This window comes from Actinosynnema sp. NPDC004786 (assembly GCF_053601135.1).
In genome coordinates, this window is record NZ_JBSGBG010000005.1 from 42,981 (window position 1) to 61,839 (window position 18,859).

The 18,859-nt window shown below is 73.8% G+C and carries 13 protein-coding genes and 1 riboswitch; of the genes, 8 read left to right on the plus strand and 5 right to left on the minus strand.

The features are described from left to right. The first annotated feature begins 3 nt into the window (after positions 1 to 3). From ACWEFJ_RS06030 to ACWEFJ_RS06040, 3 genes are all read left to right on the plus strand, one after another. On the plus strand, positions 4 to 2,265 hold the full coding sequence (locus tag ACWEFJ_RS06030; RefSeq protein WP_449713075.1) for an ATP-binding cassette domain-containing protein: 2,262 nt from the start codon (positions 4 to 6) through the stop codon (positions 2,263 to 2,265). A gap of 163 nt (positions 2,266 to 2,428) precedes the next feature. Next, entirely contained in the window at positions 2,429 to 3,655 is a 1,227-nt protein-coding gene (locus tag ACWEFJ_RS06035; protein WP_449713076.1) for an epoxide hydrolase family protein, read from the plus strand. Positions 3,656 to 3,883: 228 nt separating this feature from the next. After that, complete coding sequence (locus ACWEFJ_RS06040) at positions 3,884 to 5,818, plus strand: S8 family peptidase (protein ID WP_378094769.1); 1,935 nt, start codon at positions 3,884 to 3,886, stop codon at positions 5,816 to 5,818. Between the two features lie 50 nt (positions 5,819 to 5,868). Here the strand turns inward: ACWEFJ_RS06040 and ACWEFJ_RS06045 are convergent, their stop codons facing one another. The 4 genes from ACWEFJ_RS06045 to ACWEFJ_RS06060 all read right to left on the minus strand — a co-directional run bounded on the left by ACWEFJ_RS06045 (position 5,869) and on the right by ACWEFJ_RS06060 (position 12,018). Beyond that, positions 5,869 to 7,041 (minus strand): cellulose-binding domain-containing protein, encoded by a 1,173-nt coding sequence (locus tag ACWEFJ_RS06045; protein ID WP_449713077.1) that lies wholly within the window; start codon positions 7,039 to 7,041, stop codon positions 5,869 to 5,871. A 199-nt stretch (positions 7,042 to 7,240) separates the two neighbouring features. Further along, entirely contained in the window at positions 7,241 to 9,613 is a 2,373-nt protein-coding gene (locus tag ACWEFJ_RS06050) for a PEP/pyruvate-binding domain-containing protein (RefSeq protein WP_449713078.1), read from the minus strand. A 58-nt stretch (positions 9,614 to 9,671) separates the two neighbouring features. Further along, positions 9,672 to 10,559, minus strand: a complete 888-nt coding sequence (locus ACWEFJ_RS06055) for a DMT family transporter (RefSeq protein ID WP_449713079.1) — start codon at positions 10,557 to 10,559, stop codon at positions 9,672 to 9,674. Positions 10,560 to 10,758: 199 nt separating this feature from the next. Continuing rightward, on the minus strand, positions 10,759 to 12,018 hold the full coding sequence (locus tag ACWEFJ_RS06060; protein ID WP_449713080.1) for a cytochrome P450: 1,260 nt from the start codon (positions 12,016 to 12,018) through the stop codon (positions 10,759 to 10,761). Between the two features lie 86 nt (positions 12,019 to 12,104). Next, a riboswitch (cobalamin riboswitch) is annotated at positions 12,105 to 12,237 on the plus strand. A gap of 90 nt (positions 12,238 to 12,327) precedes the next feature. Between ACWEFJ_RS06060 and ACWEFJ_RS06065 the strand changes: the two genes are divergently transcribed. From ACWEFJ_RS06065 to ACWEFJ_RS06085, 5 genes are read left to right on the plus strand one after another with little or no spacing between them, the layout of a single operon-like run. Next, a complete protein-coding gene (locus ACWEFJ_RS06065) occupies positions 12,328 to 13,638 on the plus strand; it encodes a peptidase (RefSeq protein ID WP_449713081.1) in 1,311 nt (436 codons plus the stop codon). Beyond that, positions 13,635 to 14,471, plus strand: a complete 837-nt coding sequence (locus ACWEFJ_RS06070; RefSeq protein ID WP_449713082.1) for a hypothetical protein — start codon at positions 13,635 to 13,637, stop codon at positions 14,469 to 14,471. Before ACWEFJ_RS06065 ends, ACWEFJ_RS06070 begins: the two co-directional genes overlap by 4 nt. Next, entirely contained in the window at positions 14,468 to 15,529 is a 1,062-nt protein-coding gene (locus ACWEFJ_RS06075; protein WP_449713083.1) for an energy-coupling factor transporter transmembrane component T, read from the plus strand. The genes ACWEFJ_RS06070 and ACWEFJ_RS06075 overlap by 4 nt, the downstream gene beginning before the upstream one ends. Then, positions 15,526 to 17,268: an ABC transporter ATP-binding protein gene (locus tag ACWEFJ_RS06080; RefSeq protein ID WP_449713084.1), complete on the plus strand. Its 1,743-nt coding sequence runs from the start codon at positions 15,526 to 15,528 to the stop codon at positions 17,266 to 17,268. Before ACWEFJ_RS06075 ends, ACWEFJ_RS06080 begins: the two co-directional genes overlap by 4 nt. Then, complete coding sequence (locus ACWEFJ_RS06085; protein ID WP_449713085.1) at positions 17,265 to 18,101, plus strand: ECF transporter S component; 837 nt, start codon at positions 17,265 to 17,267, stop codon at positions 18,099 to 18,101. Before ACWEFJ_RS06080 ends, ACWEFJ_RS06085 begins: the two co-directional genes overlap by 4 nt. Here the strand turns inward: ACWEFJ_RS06085 and ACWEFJ_RS06090 are convergent. Further along, the gene (locus tag ACWEFJ_RS06090; protein WP_449713086.1) at positions 18,046 to 18,708 is read right to left on the minus strand and encodes a hypothetical protein; all 663 of its coding nucleotides are present in this window, start codon (positions 18,706 to 18,708) and stop codon (positions 18,046 to 18,048) included. The genes ACWEFJ_RS06085 and ACWEFJ_RS06090 overlap by 56 nt on opposite strands. Positions 18,709 to 18,859 lie beyond the last annotated feature (151 nt).

Below are 18,859 nucleotides of genomic sequence, written 5' to 3' on the forward strand. Positions count from 1 at the left end.
CGCATGCCCGCACCCGCCGACAGCCACGACGCCATCCAGGTCCGCGGCGCCCGCGAGAACAACCTCGCCGACATCTCCCTCGACATCCCCAAACGCCGCCTCACCGTCTTCACCGGCGTCTCCGGCTCCGGCAAGTCCTCCCTCGTCTTCGGCACCATCGCCGCCGAGTCACAACGACTCATCAACGAGACCTACACCGCCTTCATCCAATCCTTCATGCCCAGCCTCGGCCGCCCCGACGTCGACGCCCTCCGCAACCTCAGCGCCGCCATCGTGGTCGACCAGGAACGCCTGGGCGCCAACTCCCGCTCCACCGTCGGCACCGCTACCGACGCCCACACCATGCTCCGCATCCTCTTCAGCCGACTCGGCCGACCCCACATCGGCACCTCCGCCGCCTTCAGCTTCAACCTCCCCGAAGGCATGTGCACCCACTGCGAAGGACTCGGCCGCGTCTCCACCGTCGACCCCGACCAACTCGTCGACCGCACCAGATCGCTCAACGAAGGCGCCATCACCGTCCCCGGCTTCACCGTCGACAACTGGTACGTCCAGACCTACGTCCACTCCGGCTTCTACGACCCCGACAAAAAACTCCAGGACTTCACCGACGAAGAATGGGACGCCCTCCTCAACCGCGACACCACCAAAGTCAAAATCGGCAAGACCAACGTCACCTACGAAGGACTCCTCGTCAAAGTCCAACGCCTCTACCTCGGCAAGGACCGCGAATCCCTCCAACCCCACATCCGCGCCTTCGTCGACCGCGCCGTCACCTTCACCACCTGCCCCGACTGCCACGGCGCCCGCCTCAACGCCGCCGCCCTCTCCTCCAAGATCGACGGCCTCACCATCGCCGACTGCTCGAGCATGCAGATCAGCGACCTCGCCGACTGGGTCGCCAAGATCACCGACCCCTCCGTCGGCCCCATGCTCACCACCCTCAAGGAACTCCTCGACAACCTCGTGGAGATCGGCCTCGGCTACCTCAGCCTCGACCGACCCGCCGCCACCCTCTCCGGCGGCGAGGCCCAACGCGTCAAGATGGTCCGCCACCTCGGCTCCGCCCTCACCGACATCACCTACGTCTTCGACGAACCCACCACCGGCCTGCACCCCCACGACATCCAGCGCATGAACGAACTCCTCCTGCGCCTGCGCGACAAGGGCAACACCGTCCTCGTGGTCGAGCACAAACCCGAGACCATCCGCATCGCCGACCACGTGGTCGACCTCGGCCCCGGCGCCGGTGTCGCCGGCGGCCACATCACCTTCACCGGCACCGTCGCCGAACTCCGCGCCTCCGACACCCTCACCGGCCGCCACCTCGACCACCGCGCCCGCCTCCGCGACCACGTCCGCACCCCCACCGGCCGGCTCCCCATCACCGGCGCCACCCTGCACAACCTCAAGGACGTCAGCGTCGACATCCCCCTCGGCGTCCTCACCGCCGTCACCGGCGTCGCCGGATCCGGCAAGAGCTCCCTCGTCCACGGCTCCCTCGCCCACCGCGACGACGTCGTCACCGTCGACCAGTCGCCCATCCGCGGCTCCCGCCGCTCCAACCCCGCCACCTACACCGGCCTGCTCGACCCCGTCCGCACCGCCTTCGCCAAGGCCAACGGCGTCAAACCCGCCCTCTTCAGCGCCAACTCCGAAGGCGCCTGCCCCCAGTGCAAGGGCATCGGCCTCGTCTACACCGACCTCGCGATGATGGCCGGCGTCGCCACCGTGTGCGAGAAGTGCGAGGGCAAGCGGTTCACCGCCGAAGTCCTCACCCACACCCTGCGCGGCAAGAACATCAGCGAGGTCCTCGCCATGTCCGTCACCGAGGCCCGCGACTTCTTCACCGAGAAGCAGGCCAAGGCGATCCTCGACCGGCTCGTCGACGTCGGCCTCGGCTACCTCTCCCTCGGCCAGCCCCTCACCACCCTCTCCGGCGGCGAGCGGCAACGGCTCAAGCTCGCCATCCACATGGCCGAGAAGGCGTCCACCTACGTCCTGGACGAGCCCACCACCGGCCTGCACCTCGCCGACGTGGACCAGCTGCTTGCCCTGCTCGACCGGCTCGTGGACGACGGCAACACGGTGATCGTGATCGAGCACCACCAGGCCGTCATGGCGCACGCCGACTGGATCATCGACCTCGGCCCCGGCGCGGGCCACGACGGCGGCCGCGTCGTCTTCACCGGCACCCCGGCCGACCTGGTCGAGCACGGCGGCACGCTGACCGCCCAGCACCTCCGGCAGTACGTCGCGGGTTGATCGTCTCGGCCGTTTTTGGTGGAGTCTTGCCCCGGTGGTGCCCGAGCCACCGGGGCAAGACTTGTTTTAGTCAACACTGAAGTTATCGAGATCGTTGACCAGTGGGGCGAGCGTCATCCCATCGGGGTGTCCGGCCCGTCGCCGCGGGAAGAGGAACCACGCCATGACCGCGTTCCCCCTGGAGCCCACGCCGATCCACGTGCCCGACGAGGTCCTGGACGACCTGCGCGCCCGGCTCGCGCTCACCCGCCCGCCGGTGGACGAGGGGAACGAGGACTGGTCCTACGGCGTCCCGGCGGGCTACCTCCGCGAGCTGGTCGCCCACTGGCGCGACGGCTACGACTGGCGCGAGGCCGAGGCCGCCATCAACGCCTACGAGCACCACCGGGTCACCGTCGACGGCGTCCCGGTGCACTTCCTGCGCAAACCCGGCCGCGGCCCCCGCCCGATCCCGCTCATCCTCACCCACGGCTGGCCGTGGACGTTCTGGCACTGGTCGAAGGTGATCGACCCGCTCGCCGACCCGGCCGCGACCGGCGGCGACCCCGCCGACGCGTTCGACGTCATCGTGCCGTCGCTGCCCGGCTTCGGCTTCCCCGGCCCGCTGACCGGCTTCCCGGACGTCAACTTCTGGAAGGTCGCCGACCTCTGGCACAGCCTGATGACCGGGACCCTAGGCCACGACCGGTACGCGGCGGGAGGCTGCGACATCGGCGGGATCGTCTCCAGCCAGCTCGGCCACAAGTACGCCGACTCGCTGTACGGCATCCACATCGGCTCCGGGCTGCCGCTCGACTTCTTCACCGGCCCCCGCGCCTGGGACTTCGCCCGCAACCGGCCCCTCACCGACGACCAGCCCGCCGACGTCCGGGCCCGCATCGTCGAGCTGGACCACCGCTGGGCCTCGCACCTCGCGGTGCACGTGCTCGACGGGGCCACCCTCGCCCACGCGCTGAGCGACTCCCCCGCCGGGCTGCTCGCCTGGCTGCTGCGCCGCTGGCACGCCTGGAGCGACAACGGCGGCGACGTCGAATCGGTGTTCACCAAGGACGACCTGCTCACCCACGCCACGATCTACTGGGTGAACAACTCCATCGCCACGTCGATGCGCTACTACGCCAACGCCAACCGCCACCCCTGGAGCCCTTCCCACGACCGCACCCCGGTCGTGCAGGCCCCGGTCGGCATCACCTTCGTCACCCACGAGAACCCGCCGGGCGTGCACACCGCCGAGGACCGCGTCCGCGCGTTCCGCGACGGTCCCCTGGCCGGGTGGTTCAACCACGTCAACGTCACCGCGCACGACCGCGGCGGCCACTTCATCCCCTGGGAGAACCCCGACGCGTGGGTGGACGACCTGCGCCGCACGTTCCGCGGCCGCAGGCCCTGAGGCCGCCGCCGAGCCCCTCCCCCGCACCCGAGCGGCGACCGCGCCCCGAAACGGTCGCCGTTCGGAACTCCGCAGGTCGTTCCCACTGCCGGCCGATTGTCCGGTCCCCGGCGCTGCTCTAACGTTGCCGATCACGTCCGCGCGAACGTGATCGCAGAACCTCCGCTCCCCGGCCGGCCCGTCCCGCAGTGGGCCTGCCGGAACCCCTGCACGAGGGAGAACCCTGCAATGGGAGACGTTCGCGGATCCAGACGTGCCCTGATCGGGCTCGCCACGGTCGCGGTCACCGCCGCGGCGCTGGCCACCGGCGCCACACCGGCCGCGGCCGAGGGCGACATCGTCGGCACGGGCAACCCGACCGCCATCAAGGACAGCTACATCGTCGTCTACGACGAGCTGTCCACCCAGAGCGTCGACGCGCTCACCGCCGACCTCAGCGCCAAGTACGACGCCAAGGTCGACTACACCTACCGCCACGCGCTCAAGGGCTTCGCGGGCACGCTGTCCGAACGGGCCGCGCGCCGCCTCGCCGCCGAGCCCGGCGTGGCCTACGTCCAGCAGAACGGCGAGGTCAAGACCACCGCGACCCAGCCGAACCCGCCCTCCTGGGGCCTGGACCGGATCGACCAGCGCGACCTGCCGCTGGACTCGTCCTACACCTACCCCAACGACGGCTCCGGCGTCACCGCGTACATCATCGACACCGGCATCCGGACCACGCACTCCGACTTCGGCGGGCGCGCGTCCTGGGGCACCAACACGGTCGACACCAACAACACCGACTGCAACGGCCACGGCACCCACGTCGCCGGCACGGTCGGCGGCACCGCGCACGGCGTCGCCAAGGGCGTGCGGCTGATCGCGGTCAAGGTGCTCAACTGCTCGGGCTCCGGCTCGTTCGCGGGCGTCGCCGCGGGCATCGACTGGGTCACCGGGCACCACACCTCCGGCCCGGCCGTGGCCAACATGAGCCTCGGGGGCTCGGGCAGCGACCCGACCGGCGAGGCCGCGGTGCGCAACTCGATCGCCGACGGCGTCACCTACGCCATCGCGTCGGGCAACTCCAACGCCAACGCCTGCAACTTCACCCCGGCCCGCGTCGCCGAGGCCATCACGGTGAACGCCTCCACCAACACCGACGCCCGCGCCTCGTTCTCCAACTGGGGCACGTGCACGGACATCTTCGCCCCGGGCCAGAACATCACCTCGGCGTGGATGACCAACGACACGGCCACCAACACGATCAGCGGCACGTCCATGGCGGCGCCGCACGTCGCGGGTGGCGCGGCCCTCCTGCTCGGCGCCACGCCGTCGTTGACGCCCGCGCAGGTCGCCGCCGCGATGATCACCAACTCCACCGCCAACAAGATCACCAGCCCCGGCACCGGCTCGCCGAACCAGCTGCTGTTCGTCAACACCGGCGGCGGCCCCGGCCCCGGCACGCCCGCGGTCACCCCGCCGGGCAACCAGACCGGCACCGTCGGCGTCGCCACCAGCCTGCAGCTGAAGGCGTCCGGCGGCACCCCGCCCTACACCTGGTCGGCCACGGGCCTGCCGCCCGGCCTGGCGATCGCGGCCGGCACCGGCCTGATCTCCGGCACGCCGACCACCGCCGGCGCCTACACCGTCACCGCCACGGTGACCGACAGCGCCGGCAAGTCCTCGAGCGCCACGTTCTCCTGGACCGTCAACCCGGCCGGCGGCGCGTGCGCCGCGCCCGGCGAGAAGCTGGTCAACGGCGGGTTCGAGAGCGGCACCACCGGCTGGTCCGACGGCACCTGGACGATCGGCGCCTGGACCGGTGCGGGCGCGCCGCGCACCGGCTCCCGCTCCTCCTGGATCGGCGGCTACGGCTACACCAGCACCGAGACGCTGAGCCAGACCGTCACCATCCCGGCGGGCTGCGCCAACACCACGCTGTCGCTGTGGCTGAAGATCAGCACCGACGAGTACGAGCCGGACGTGTTCGACACCCTGACCGTCAAGGCGGGCTCGACCACCCTGGCGACCTACACCAACCTCAACCCCTCGGGCTACCAGGTGCGCACCTTCAACCTGGGCGCGTACGCGGGCCAGAGCGTCACGCTGAGCTTCGTCGGCGCGGAGGACTGGTCCTACCAGACCTCGTTCGTGCTGGACGACATCTCGGTGACCGCGGCCTGATCACCGGCGCGTGGGGAGGGTCGGTCCGCCGGCCCTCCCCACGTCCGTGCTCAACAGGCGATCGGGGACGAGCCCACCGCGACGTCGTCGTACCAGAGGGTGTTCGCGCCGTCGCCGTAGCTCTCCCAACCCAGCCGCAGGTCGGTGACGCCGGGCCGCCAGTTGGTCTTGCGCAGCCACTGGGAGTCGATGTCGGGCGTGGACACGCCGTCGGCCACCAGGCCCTCGACCACCGAGCCGTTCAGCGAGGTGGACAGCCGGCCCGCCGGGTCGACGGTGAACTGCACGCAGTTCCACTGGCCGGTCGGCAGCGGCTTGCTCTTCGACACGCCGGTCGGGCTCTGCTCGGGCAGGGTGGCGTCGTCGGACTCGCGGTTCCACTGCAGCGCCGCGTTCTGGCCGCCCATGCGCAGGTCCTTGCCGCCGTCGTTCGCGTCCTTCATGGCCATGAAGGTCACGTGCGCCATCGGCAGGGCCGTGGTGTGGCGGACGTAGAACCGGCCGTGCACGGTGGACGACCCGGAGATCGGCGTGCCGAAGAAGATGTGGTTGCAGTAGCCGGACGCGCCGTTGACCCGCACCGACTTGCGGCCGCTGTGCGCGACCGAGCTGTCGATGGCGACCGAGCCCTGGCCGGTGCAGTTGGCCGCGCCGACGGTCCAGCGGCCGCCCGGGGTGGACCCGGTCTGCTGCTCGAAGTCGTCGCACACCGTCGCCGTGCCGCAGCCGACCGGCACGGTGGACGTGGTCGTCGTCGTGGACGTGGTCGTCGTCGTGGTGGTGGTGAACGTGTCCGTGGGCCACGTGGACGTGGTCGTCGGACCGTCGCCGCTGCACGAGACGCCGTTGAACGCGAAGTCGGTCGGGACCGCGTTCGTGCCGCTGTAGGACGCCTGGAAGCCGAACTGGGCGCTCGCGCCCGTGCCGAGCGTGCCGTTCCACGGCATGTTGGACGCCGTCACCACGGCGCCGGACTGCCTCACGTCGGCGCTCCACCCGGAGGTGACCGCCTGGTTGCCCGAGAAGGTCCAGGTGAGCTTCCACGAGGTGACCGGAGCGGACTGGTTGGTCACGGTCACGTTGGCGGTGAACCCGTTGGACCACTGGTTGAGCTTGTAGTCCACGGCGCAGACGGGAGCCGCACCCGCCGTGCTGGTCCCGCCGATCACCACCAAACCGGCTATCGACACCACAGCGGCCACCGCCGCCAGCAGATTTCGCACAACAACCCCTTCGTTGTCGTTTCTGGGAGCGTTCCCAGAAACTGACTGTAACGATCCCGTCACCGCATTGGAATACTCCGGCTGCCGCAACGGTCACTCGAACGAAGGGCGGGGTCACCACGGCGCAGCGCGCACGGCACCGGCTCCCGCGTGCCCGGCGACCGTGCTGCCTCCGGGCACCTAGCCCCGGCGCGCGGGCTCAGCCCAGCACGGTGACCGCGCCGCGCCCGCCGTCCACCCGGACGCGGTCGCCGGTCCTGATGCGGGAGGTGGCGTTGCCGCAGCCGACGACGGCCGGGATGCCCAGCTCACGGGCGACGATCGCGGCGTGCGACAGCGGTGCGCCGACGTCGGTGACCACGGCGGCGACGCGCGGGAACAGCGGGGTCCAGCCGATGTTCGTCACCGTGGTCACCAGCACCTCCCCCGGCTCCAGCGCCTCGCCCCCGGCGACGTCGTGGACGACCCGCGCCACGCCCTCCACCACGCCCGCCGCGCCGGGGAAGCCGGACACCTCGTCGCCCGGGGGTGCGGCGGAGGCGTCGTGGACGTCGGACCGGCGGTTCGGGTCGGCGGCCCACGCCTCGGGGTCGAACCGGCCGCGGATCACCGTCGGGTACGGCGGCAGCGCGCGGTACCGGTCGTAGGCGGCGCGCCGCGCCGGCACCGCCGTCAGCGGCGTCCCGTCGCCGCCGAGCACGCGCACGGTCTCGTCGATCGACAGGAAGAACACGGCGTCGCCGTGCCCGGTCACCTCGCCCGCGCGCACCAGGAACGCCCTCAGCACGGCGAACGTGCGGGCGAACTCCGTCCGCGCGCGTTCCCGCTGCCGGGCCAGCCGGGCGACCCGCGCCACCCGGCGGCGCATCGCGGCGACCCGGCCGGGGTGCGCCGCCCGCAGCCGCTCCCACGCGGCGTCGCGCACCGCCGCCTGCCGGGCCAGCAGCTCCTCCGGGTCGACGCCGTGGTCGTCCGGGCGGGGCCAGTCCGGGTCCTCGGCCGGGCGCGGCGCGGACACCTCGAACTCGTCGGCGAACCGGTGGCCGTACTGCCGGACGTAGTCCTCGCGGGTGATCTCGCCGCGCCGCAGCCGCGCCAGGCCCAGCACCGGGCCCAGGCTCTCCAGCTCCCCCGCCGCGCCGTGCGCGCCGGTCAGCAACGCGGTGGCGTCCTCCGGCCCCACCAGCCGCTCCAGCCGGCGGCGGACCTTCAGCGCCGACAGGGAGCCGGTGCGCGCGCCGGCGTCGAACACCCTGGCCTCCACGTGCAGCACGTCGTGCACGTCGGACTCCCACAGGGCGAGCAGCTCGGCGGGCGTGGCGGCGGCGCGGAAGGCGGCGTGCAGCCCCTCCGCGCGGGCCGGCGCGGCGGCCAGCAGGCCGTCGATCCTGGCCCGGTACTCCCGGCCCTGCCGCAGGAACGGCACCACCGCGCCGACCGCGGCGCGCAGCACGGCCGGGCGCGACAGCGGCAGCGGCGGCGCCTCCACGCCCGCCGGGATGCGACCGAAGTGCTGCTCCGCCGTCCGGAGCAGGAAGCGGCCGAGGCCGAGCGCCCGGCCGACCGCCAGCGCGGCGCTGAGGTTGAGGTAGAACCGGCCGCCGATGTTGCCCGACGTGGGGTGCCCCGCGATCGGGGGTTGCGCGAGCGCGCGGGCGAGCGACCAGGTGGCGGGCGTCATCACGCTCGGCACCGCTTCGCGCAGGTTCGCGCACGTCCACAGGTAGTCGCCGCGCAGGGTGTCGTTCCAGACCTCGGCGAGCGCGGTGATCGGCCGCGCCTGGAGCACCGCGACCCGGTCGCCCGCCACGGCCCACTCGACGTCCACCGGCACGCCGAACAGGTCCTGGATCCGCGTGCCGAGCGCGGCCAGCTCCCGCACCCGGGCGTCGGGCAGCAGGTCGCCCGACCGGCGGATCCCGCCGTCGGCGGTCACCACGTACTCGTCGGGCGTGACCGACCCGCCCACCAGGGCCTCCCCCGAGCCGGGCGCGGCGTTGACCACGGTCTCCGTGCGCGCGCCCGTGACCGGGTTGGCGGTGAACAGCACACCCGCCGCTTCGGCGGGCACCATCTCCTGCACCACCACGGCGATGGCCACGTCGGTGATGTCGTGGCGGGCCCGGTAGGCGATGGCCCGGGCCGTCCACAACGACGCCCAGCAGCGCTTGACCGCGGCCAGCACCGCGTCGAGGCCGGTCACGTCGAGGAACGTGTCGTGCTGGCCCGCGAACGACAGGTCGGGCAGGTCCTCGGCGGTCGCCGACGACCGCACCGCGACCGGGCCGGCCGGCAGGTGCGCGCGGATCGCGTCGGCCACCTCCGCCGGCAGGTCGCGGCGCTCGAAGGCGGCGGCGATGGCGACGGCCGGGTCGGCGCCGGACAGCGCCGCGCGGATCTCGCCGTCGAGGTCCGCGGCGAACCGGCGGTAGGCGTGGGTGGTCAGGTGGAAGCCGTCCGGCACGGGCAGCCCGGCGGCGGCGAGCCGGGCCAGGGAGGCGCCCTTCCCGCCAACTGTCCCCAGGTCCGCGTCGCGGTCCGCGAGCGGCAGCACCAGCGCGGTCGTCCCCATGGGTCGAGCTTGGCACCGATGGGGACGTCCCGTCGGCGGAACGGCGTCATCGGGAACCTCAGCGGCGCCCGGCCGGCTCACCCGCGGTCCGGGCGGGCGTGGGCGAGCGGGTCAGGGCGACACCGACCAGGACCACGGCCATGCCCGCCACGACGCGGACCGTCAGCGGCTCGTCCAGCACGAGCGCGCCCAGCGCGACGGAGACCACGGGCAGCAGGTAGCCGACCGTGGCGGCGCTGGTCGGGCCCTCGTCGGCGATGATCCGGTAGTTGAGGACGAACGTGGCCCCGGTGCCGAAGACGCCGAGCACCACGACGGCGACGATCGCGGTGGCGTTGGGCGTGGTCGGGGCGTGGTCGAACGGCAGCAGGAGGGCGCTCAGGCCGGTGGCGGCGGTGAGCTGGGCGGCCGAGACGGCCAGGGGCCCGCCGTGGCCGACGAGCCTGCGCCCCATGTAGGCGAACGCGACCGCGTAGCTGACCGCCGCGCCGAGCAGCGCGAGCGCGCCGACGCCCGACACGCCGTGCCGCCAGGGGGCGAAGATCAGCAGGACGCCCGCGAAGCCGAGTACCAGGCCGGTGACGCGGGCGGGTGTGAGGCCGCGGTCCGTGCCGAGCCCGAGTCCGATGAGTAGCGAGAACAGCGGGGTCGTGGCGTTGAGGACGCCCGCCACGCCGGAGTCGACGGTCTGCTGGCCCACGGCGAAGAGCAGGAACGGCAGGGTGTTGCAGAAGAACGCGGCGACCAGGAGCCGGCCCCACAGCCCCCGGGGCAGCCGCTGGCCGCTCGCGCGGGCCAGGACGAGCAGGACGGCCGCGCCCAGCGCGGAGCGCGCGACCGTGATCTGCGCCGGCGACAGGCCGGTCAGGGCCAGGTCGATCCACAGGAAGCAGGAGCCCCACAGCAGGGCCAGCAGTCCCATCCGCACCGCGCCACGTCCGGTCATGAGGCCACCGTCCCCCACGACCGTCTTCAAGAAAAGTGAAACCTCGTGACCGCGCGTTAAGCAGCACTACAAGATCATCCCGAACGTGGAACTCGGGGGTCCCCAACGTTCGACACTCGGGTCCCGGACGTAGGACTCACGCGTGAGTCCTACGTCCGGAACGCGTGTGTCCTACGTCCGGGACCCCCGAGTTCAACGCTCAGCGCGTGTGGACGAACAGCGAGTCCACGCCGTGCACGATCGACGCGGTGCGGAACGCGGGCCGCGCGGCGGCCAGGCGCAGGCCCGGGAACCGGCGCAGCAGCGCGGGGTAGGCGGCGCGCAGCTCCATCCGGGCCAGCTCCGCCCCCACGCACCGGTGCGCGCCGTACCCGAACGCCAGGTGCGACGTCGGCGGCCGGGAGGGGTCGAAGTCCGACGCGTCCTCGCGGTTGGCCGCCGACAGCGACACGATCACCACGTCGCCCTCCTCCACCTGCTGGTCGCCGACCTTCAGCGGGTGCCGGGCGAACCTCGGGAACGCCACCTGCACCACGCTCAGGTGCCGCAGCAGCTCCTCCACCAGCGGCGCGGCGGCCGCGTCGTCGTCACGCATCGCGGCACGCGCCGCGTCGTCCTTCAGCAGCACGATCGCGCCCAGCGCCAGCATCGACGCCGTGGTGTCGAACCCCCCGGTCAGCACGCCGTCGGCCAGGCCCGCCAGCTCGACGTCGCTCACGTCGTCCCCGTGCTGGCGGATGATCGAGCCGATCAGCCCGTCGCCCGGCGACCGGCGCTCGCGGCGCACGATCTCCTCCATGTAGGACAGCGACTCCGAGATCGCGCCCAACGCCTGCCCCGCGCCGCCGAACAGGTCGAACCGCGCCGCCGCCAGCTCCTGGAACCGGTCGCGGTCCTCGTAGGGCACGCCCAGCAGCTCGCAGATCGTCAGCGACGGGATCGGCAGCGCGAACTCCTTGACCAGGTCGACCGGCCCGTCGACGGCCTCCATGGCGTCCAGCCGCTCGGTCACGATCGCGTCGATGCGCGGCACCAGCCGCGACAGCCGACGCATGGTGAACTCCGGCGTGAGCAGCTTGCGCAGCCGGGTGTGGTCGGGCGGGTCGGCGAAGCCGAGGCCGCCGGGCGACTGCTCGATGCGCCCGACCGCCGCGCCGAGCCGCGCGTAGTCGTTGCTGAACGCGCCTGTGTCGGACAGCACCTTCCTCGCCTCGTCCTGCCCCGTGACCAACCACACCCGCAAGCCGAACGGCACCGGGATCCGGTGCACCGCGCCGGCCTCCCGCATCCGCTCCAACTCGGCGACCGGCACCACCCCGTCCCGCTTCAACGGGACCAGCGCCCGGTCCGGGAGCAGCGACAACGCCCGCGAACCGATCTTGCCCAGCACCCACCGCGTCGCCGAACGCCGTGCGACCCACGCCACCAAGCCGTCGCGCACGGACGCCAGAGTCGTCATCGAACACCCCTCTTCCCCAGATCGAATCGACCGACGGTAACCGTACGTAGGGGTGAGCAGCATCGCGCTAGAGGCGGATTGACACGACAGGGTCCTTGACAGACGATCGGCAATCGCGCGCGAAACGGGGGAAGCCGGTCGAAATCCGGCGCTGACCCGCAACGGTAGGCCCCTCCCGGGGACGAGCCCGAACACCCGTCGCGCGTGCCACGCTCCTGACACCGTCGAGGTCAACGGGTCGGAGCCCGGGAAGCGGCGAGCACGGCTGTCCGGGGTCCGCTCGCGCCTTGCGCCCCGGAAAGGCAGAACATGTCGTTGAGACGGACCGCCGCCGTCATCGCCGCCGCCGCTGTCACCGCGCTCGCGCTCGCCCCCGCCGCCCGGAGCCAGGACGAGGCGCGGGCGGTGCCGACGACGGACGCGAGCGACGCCGCCGCGGGGTGGCTGGCCCGGCAGCTCGTCGACGGCGACCACTTCCTCTACCCCGGCACGACCTCCCCCGACCAGGGCTCGACGTTGGACGCGCTGTTCGCGTTCACCGCCGCCGGGGTGGCCTCCGACAGCGCGGACAAGGCGCTCGCGTGGCTCGCCCGGCCGGAGGTCATCGCCAACTACCTGCACTTCGACGACCCCGCCGAGTCGTTCGCGGGCTCCTACGCGAAGCTGGCGCTGGCCGTCCAGGTCCGCGGCGGCGACCCGTCGGACTTCGGCGGCGAGGACCTGATCGCGGGCCTCACCGCGTTGCAGGCCCCGTCCGGCCGGTTCGTCAACAAGTCGCAGTACGGCGACTTCTCCAACGGGTTCAGCCAGGCGTTCGCGGTGCTCGCCCTGGACCGCGCGCAGGGCGCGCCGCGGGCCGCCGTGGACTACCTCGTCGGTCAGCAGTGCGGGGACGGCGGCTTCCCGCTGATCCTGGAGGCCACGCCCTGCGTGTCGCACGTGGACGCCACGTCCATGGCCGTGCAGGCGCTGGTGGCCGTCGGCGACACCGCCGCGGCCGGCGAGGCCCTCGACTGGCTGGAGGGCGTGCAGCAGCCCGGCGGCGGCTTCCGCGACGAGGGCGCGACCGACGCGGGCAACGCCAACAGCACCGGTCTGGCCGCGCAGGCGTTGCGCGCGGGCGGCCGCACGGCCACCGCGGACCTCGCCGTCCGGTTCCTCACCTCGCTCCAGGTCGGCTGCACGGCCGCCGAGGCCGACCGGGGCGCGATCGCGTTCGACGCGACGGGCTTCCAGCATGCCTCGTCGTTGCGCGCCAGCGCGCAGGGCGTCCTCGGCCTGGTCGGCGTCGGCTTCGGCGACCTGACGGCCGACGGCGGCACGCCGGGCACGCCGGTGCTGGACTGCCCGGCCACCACCACGTCGTCGACCGCGGCCACCACCACGAGCACCGACACCACGACGACCACCGGCACCGACGCGACCACCACCACGACGGACGCCTCCGTCACGGCCACCACCACGACCGCCGCGGTGGTGGCCGTGACGGCCAACCGGGGCAACCTGGCCCGCACTGGCGCGGACGTCGGCCCGGCGCTGTGGGTCGGCGCGCTGCTGCTGGTCGGCGGGGTGCTCACGGTCCTGTTGTCGCGCAAGCGGTACGCGGATGCGCGGAAGTGACCGGCCGGTGGGCGCGAGCGCTGACGGCGGCGGCCGTCGTCGGGCTCGCGATGACGAACGCCCCGCTGACCGCGCAGGCGGCTGACTGCGCGGGCGTCACGGTCGTCGTGGACTTCCGCTCGTTGGGCGGCGGCGTGCAGACCGGGTGCGCGCCCGGTGACCCCGCCACGGGGACGGACGCGCTCAGCGCCGCCGGATTCGGCTACACGTTCGCCGCCCTCCAGCCGGGGTTCGTGTGCCGGATCAACGGCAAGCCGAGCAGCGACCCGTGCCGGACCACGTCGCCGACCACGGCCTACTGGGGCTACTGGCACGGCCGGCCCGGCGAGTCGTGGGTCTACAGCAGCACGAGCGCGAGCGCGTACGACCCCGCGCCGGGCACCGTCGAGGGCTGGTCGTTCGGCGCGGGCGAGCCGCCGGGCATCGCGCCGCCGGCGCCCGCGCCGAAGCCCGCCCCACCGGCGCCCCCCGCGCCCGACCCCGGGCAACCCGCGCCGAACCCGGCGCAACCGGGTCAACCCGGCCAACCGAATCAGCCGCAACCGCCCGCGCCGCGGCAGCCCGGCCCGCCGACCGCCGAACCCACGCAGCAGACGACCACCACCACGGCGGAGACGACGACCACGCCGCCTTCCTCCGCCGAGGAAACGACGGTCGGCGGCACTTCGTCGAGTCCGGTCGTGCCGACGGACGGCGCGTCACCGGAAGCAGGAGCCGAGCCGACGCCGGACTCGGGCGGCGCGGTCGGCCTGGTGATCGGGATCGTGGTGATCGCCGCGTTGGCCGGCCTCGGGGTGTGGACCGCGCGGCGGCGCGCCAGGGCGGCGGAGTGAGCCTGCACCCCGGTGCGTGGTGGCTGTGGGCGTTGTGCCTGGCCGCCGTCGCGGCCCGCACCACCAACCCGCTGCTGCTGGCGCTGGTGATCGCGGTCGCCGGGTACGTCGCCGTGTCGTGCCGCGAGGACACGCCGTGGGCGAGCGCGTACGGCGTGTTCCTCAAGTTCGCCCTGGTGGTGCTCGCCGTCCGGGTGGTGCTGCACGTGCTGCTCGGCGGTGTGGGCGGGCCGACCGTGCTCGTGACGCTGCCCGAGATCCCGCTGCCCGACTGGGCGAAGGGCATCCGGCTGGGTGGTCCGGTGAGCGCCGAGGGTCTCGCTTTCGCGCTGTACCAGGGGCTCCAGCTCGCCACGTTGCTGTGCTGCGTGGGCGCGGCGAACGCGTTGGCCAACGCCAAGCGGCTGCTGCGGTCGCTGCCGGCCGCGTTGTACGAGGTGAGCGTGGCGGTGGTGGTGGCGTTGACGGTCGCGCCGCAGCTCGTGGCCAGCGCGCGGTCGGTGCGCCGGGCGCGGGCGTTGCGGGGTGACGCGGTGCGCGGCGTGAGGGCGATGCGGGTGCTGATGGTGCCGGTGCTGGAGGACGCGTTCGAGCGGTCCCTGGTGCTGGCCGCGGCGATGGACTCGCGCGGCTACGGCCGGGCGGCGGGGCTGCCGCGGCGGACCAGGGTGCTGACGGGCGTGCTGGTGCTGGGCGGCCTGGTCGGGTTGTGCGTCGGCGCGTACGGGCTGCTCGGCGGCGGCACCCCGAACACGGTCGGCACGCCGATGCTGGCGGCCGGGGCGGCGCTGGCCGTCGCGGGCCTGTGGACCGGGTCGCGGCGGGTGCGGCGCAGCCGGTACCGGCCGGACCGGTGGGGGCCGCGGGAGCTGCTGGTCGCCGCGTCCGGCCTGCTCGCCGCGCTGGCGACGTACCTCGCCCCGGACGGCCTCGGCCGGGCGGCGCTGACCCCGGACACCGTGCCGCTGGTCCCGCCCGAACTGCCGCTGCTGCCCGCGGTCGGCCTGCTGTGCGCGCTCGCGCCCGTTGTCGTCGCCAGGAACAGGATGGGCCAGTGATCCGGTTCGAGAACGTCTCCGTCACCTACCGCGACGCCGCCGCGCCCGCGTTGGCCGGGGTGGACCTGCACGTGCCGGAGGGCGAGCTGTGCCTGGTGGTCGGGCGGACCGGGTCGGGCAAGTCGACGCTGTTGCGCGCGGTCAACGGGCTGGTGCCGCACTTCACCGGCGGCACGCTCACCGGCCGCGTGCTGGTGGACGGCCGCGACACCCGCACGCACCCGCCGCGCGAGCTGGCGGACGTGGTCGGCGTGGTGGCGCAGGACCCGCAGGCCGGGTTCGTCACCGACTCGGTCGAGGAGGAGCTGGCGTACTCGATGGAGTCGCTGGGGCTGCCCAACCCGGTGATGCGCAAGCGGGTCGAGGAGACGCTGGACCTGCTCGGGCTGGCCGACCTGCGCCGACGCCCGCTGGCCGCCCTGTCCGGCGGGCAGCAGCAGCGCGTGGCCGTCGGCGCGGCCCTCACCGCGCACCCGCGGGTGCTGGTCCTGGACGAGCCGACCTCGGCGCTGGACCCCGGCGCGGCGGAGGACGTGCTGGCCGCGGTGCACCGGCTGGTGCACGACCTCGGCATGACCGTGCTGATCGCCGAGCACCGGCTGGAACGGGTCGCGCAGTACGCCGACCGCGTGGTGTGGCTGCCGGGCGGCGGGCTGCCGCCGGTCGCGGGCGACCCCGGTCCGGTCCTGGCGGACGCCCCGGTCGCGCCGCCCGTGGTGCGGCTGGGCCGGCTCGCCGGGTGGAACCCGGTGCCGGTGTCCATCCGGGACGCGCGGCGCAGGGCCGGCCCCTTGCGCGACCGCCTCGCCGCGCCACCCGCATCCACGCCACCCGCGCGCACGTCGTCCACGCCCGCGCCACCTACATCCGCGCCACCCACGCCCACATCCGCGTCGTCCACGTCGTCGCCACCCACGCCCACATCCGCGTCGTCCGCGCCTGCACGGCTCGCGCCGGCGTCGTCCACGTCGTCACCGGCAGCGGGCCTGGTGCGGGTTCGGGACCTGCGGGTCCGCTACTCCGCCGTGGACGCGCTGCGCGGCGTGTCGCTGGACGTCGGCGCGGGTGAGCGGGTCGCGGTGATGGGCCGCAACGGGTCCGGCAAGTCCAGCCTGCTGTGGGCCGTGCAGGGCACCGGCAAGCGGTCCGGCGGCGAGGTGGCGGTGGAGGACGTGGACCCGGCGACGCTGAAGCCCGGACCGCGGCGGCGCGCCGTCGGCCTGGTGCCGCAGCAGCCCGGCGACCTGCTGTACCTGCACACGGTCGGCGGCGAGTGCGCGCAGGCCGACCGCGAGTCCGGCCGGTCCCCGGGCACGTGCCGCGAGTTCCTGGACCGGCTCGCGCCGGGCATCCCGGACGACCGCCACCCGCGCGACCTGTCCGAGGGGCAGCGGCTCGCGCTGGTGCTGGCGGTGGCGCTCACCCCGTCGCCGCGCGCCGTGCTGCTGGACGAGCCGACCCGGGGCCTGGACTACCCGGCGAAGACGCGACTGGCCGAGGCGTTGCGGGACCTCGCCGACGACGGGCACGCGGTCGTGCTGGCGACCCACGACGTGGAGTTCGTGGCCGAGTACGCGACCCGCGTGGTGGTGCTCGCCGAGGGCGAGGTGGTGGCCGACGGGCCGACCGCCGAGGTGGTCACCGCGTCGCCGGTGTTCTCGCCGCAGGTGGCGAAGGTGCTGGCACCGCAGCAGTGGCTGACCGTGGCGGACGTGCGCGCGGCCCTGGCGGCCCGGTGAACGGCGCGCCCGTCCGGATCCGGTCCCGCGCCGCCGTCGCCCTGGGCGTGGCCGCCGCGATCAGCATCGTCGCGTTCGGGTGGCCGCTGCTGGTGTCCGCGGACGCCGTGATCGCCCAAGGCGCGACCGCGCCGTGGGTGTTCGCCCTGCTGCTGCCGCTCGTGCTGGCGGTCGTGCTGGCCGAGATCAGCGAGGGCGGCCTGGACGCGAAGGCCGTGGCGATGCTGGGCGTGCTGTCCGCGCTGGGCGCGGCGATCCGGCCCCTCGGGGCGGGCACGGCGGGTGTCGAGACGGTGTTCTTCCTGCTCGTGCTGGGCGGCCGGGTCTTCGGGCCCGGTTTCGGGTTCGTGCTGGGCAACACGATGCTGTTCGCGTCGGCCCTGCTCACCGGCGGCGTCGGGCCGTGGCTGCCCTACCAGATGCTCGCCGCGGCGTGGGTGGCGCTCGGCGCGGGGCTGCTGCCGCCCGCCCGCGGCAAGGCCGAGTTGGCGCTGCTGGGCGGGTACAGCGCCGCTGCCTCGCTGGTGTACGGGCTGCTGCTGAACCTGTCGTTCTGGCCGTTCGCGCTGGGCGCGGGCAGCACGTCGCTGTCGTTCCAGCCGGGCGCGCCGATCCTGGACAACCTGGTGCGCGTGGTGGCGTTCAGCCTCGCCACCTCGCTCGGCTGGGACGTCGGCCGCGCGATCACCACCACGATCCTGGTCCTGGTGACCGGCCCGGTGCTGCTGCGGACGCTGCGCCGGGCCGCGCGCCGCGCCTCGTTCGGCGACCCCGCGCTCACGCCGGGAGCCGCGCCGCCACCTCCGCCACCGCGTCCAGCGCCGCCGGCGTGAGGTGCCCCGTGGCGACCTCGGCCTCGGCCACCGCCACCGTCGTGCGGTCGAGGTCCGAGCCGTAGTTCGCGCCGGTGAACGCGATGTCGGCCAGACCGACCTCGGCCGCGCCCAACGCCCGCACGTCACCGGCGCCGGGCGCGTCCACGACGTCCCGGAACGCCCGCGCCTCGCCGCCCGAGCCGAAGACCACCCAGGCGACCGCCACCACCGCCGAGTTGCCCGCTTCGTCGCCCACGGTGATCAGCACCCGGTCCACCGACGCACACCCGCTGCGCAGCAGGAACTCCCGCACCTCCCCGAACGACGCCGCCTCGCACCCGCTCCGCCGCCGGTCGGTCCGCTTCAGCTCGCGCAACCCGATGCTGCGCCACGCGCCCTCGACGTCACCGCGCCGGGCGAGGTCGACGCCCTCGGCCCGGCGCTCCGCCACGCCCGGCCCCGGACCGCCACCGCCGGAGCCGCCGGTGCTCAGCCCGACCGCTCCCCCGTACCCGACCGCGCTGAGCGCGAGCAGCCCGGCCAGCAGCACCGACCCGCTGCGCCCTCCCCCGCCGCCGACCGGCCGCACCCGTCCCCGGTCGTCGGTGTAGAACCCTCTCGGCACCGTCGGCCTCCTCCCCCTGGGGAAGGTTTAGCAACGCCGCCGCACCGCAGACCCGAATTTCGCGGAGAACCGCTCGAAGAGCGCAAACCAGACGGTCGGTTCACTGACCGTGCGTGATCCGCCACGCGCGCGTGGCACACCGGAGCGGGCA

What these genes read in the sequence shown, in the direction of transcription:
- ACWEFJ_RS06030 (WP_449713075.1), top strand. Translation starts at nt 4, where the DNA reads ATGCCCGCACCCGCCGACAGCCACGACGCCATCCAGGTCCGCGGCGCC.
- ACWEFJ_RS06035 (WP_449713076.1), top strand. Translation starts at nt 2,429, where the DNA reads ATGACCGCGTTCCCCCTGGAGCCCACGCCGATCCACGTGCCCGACGAG.
- ACWEFJ_RS06040 (WP_378094769.1), top strand. Translation starts at nt 3,884, where the DNA reads ATGGGAGACGTTCGCGGATCCAGACGTGCCCTGATCGGGCTCGCCACG.
- ACWEFJ_RS06050 (WP_449713078.1), bottom strand. Translation starts at nt 9,613, where the DNA reads ATGGGGACGACCGCGCTGGTGCTGCCGCTCGCGGACCGCGACGCGGAC.
- ACWEFJ_RS06055 (WP_449713079.1), bottom strand. Translation starts at nt 10,559, where the DNA reads ATGACCGGACGTGGCGCGGTGCGGATGGGACTGCTGGCCCTGCTGTGG.
- ACWEFJ_RS06060 (WP_449713080.1), bottom strand. Translation starts at nt 12,018, where the DNA reads ATGACGACTCTGGCGTCCGTGCGCGACGGCTTGGTGGCGTGGGTCGCA.
- ACWEFJ_RS06065 (WP_449713081.1), top strand. Translation starts at nt 12,328, where the DNA reads ATGTCGTTGAGACGGACCGCCGCCGTCATCGCCGCCGCCGCTGTCACC.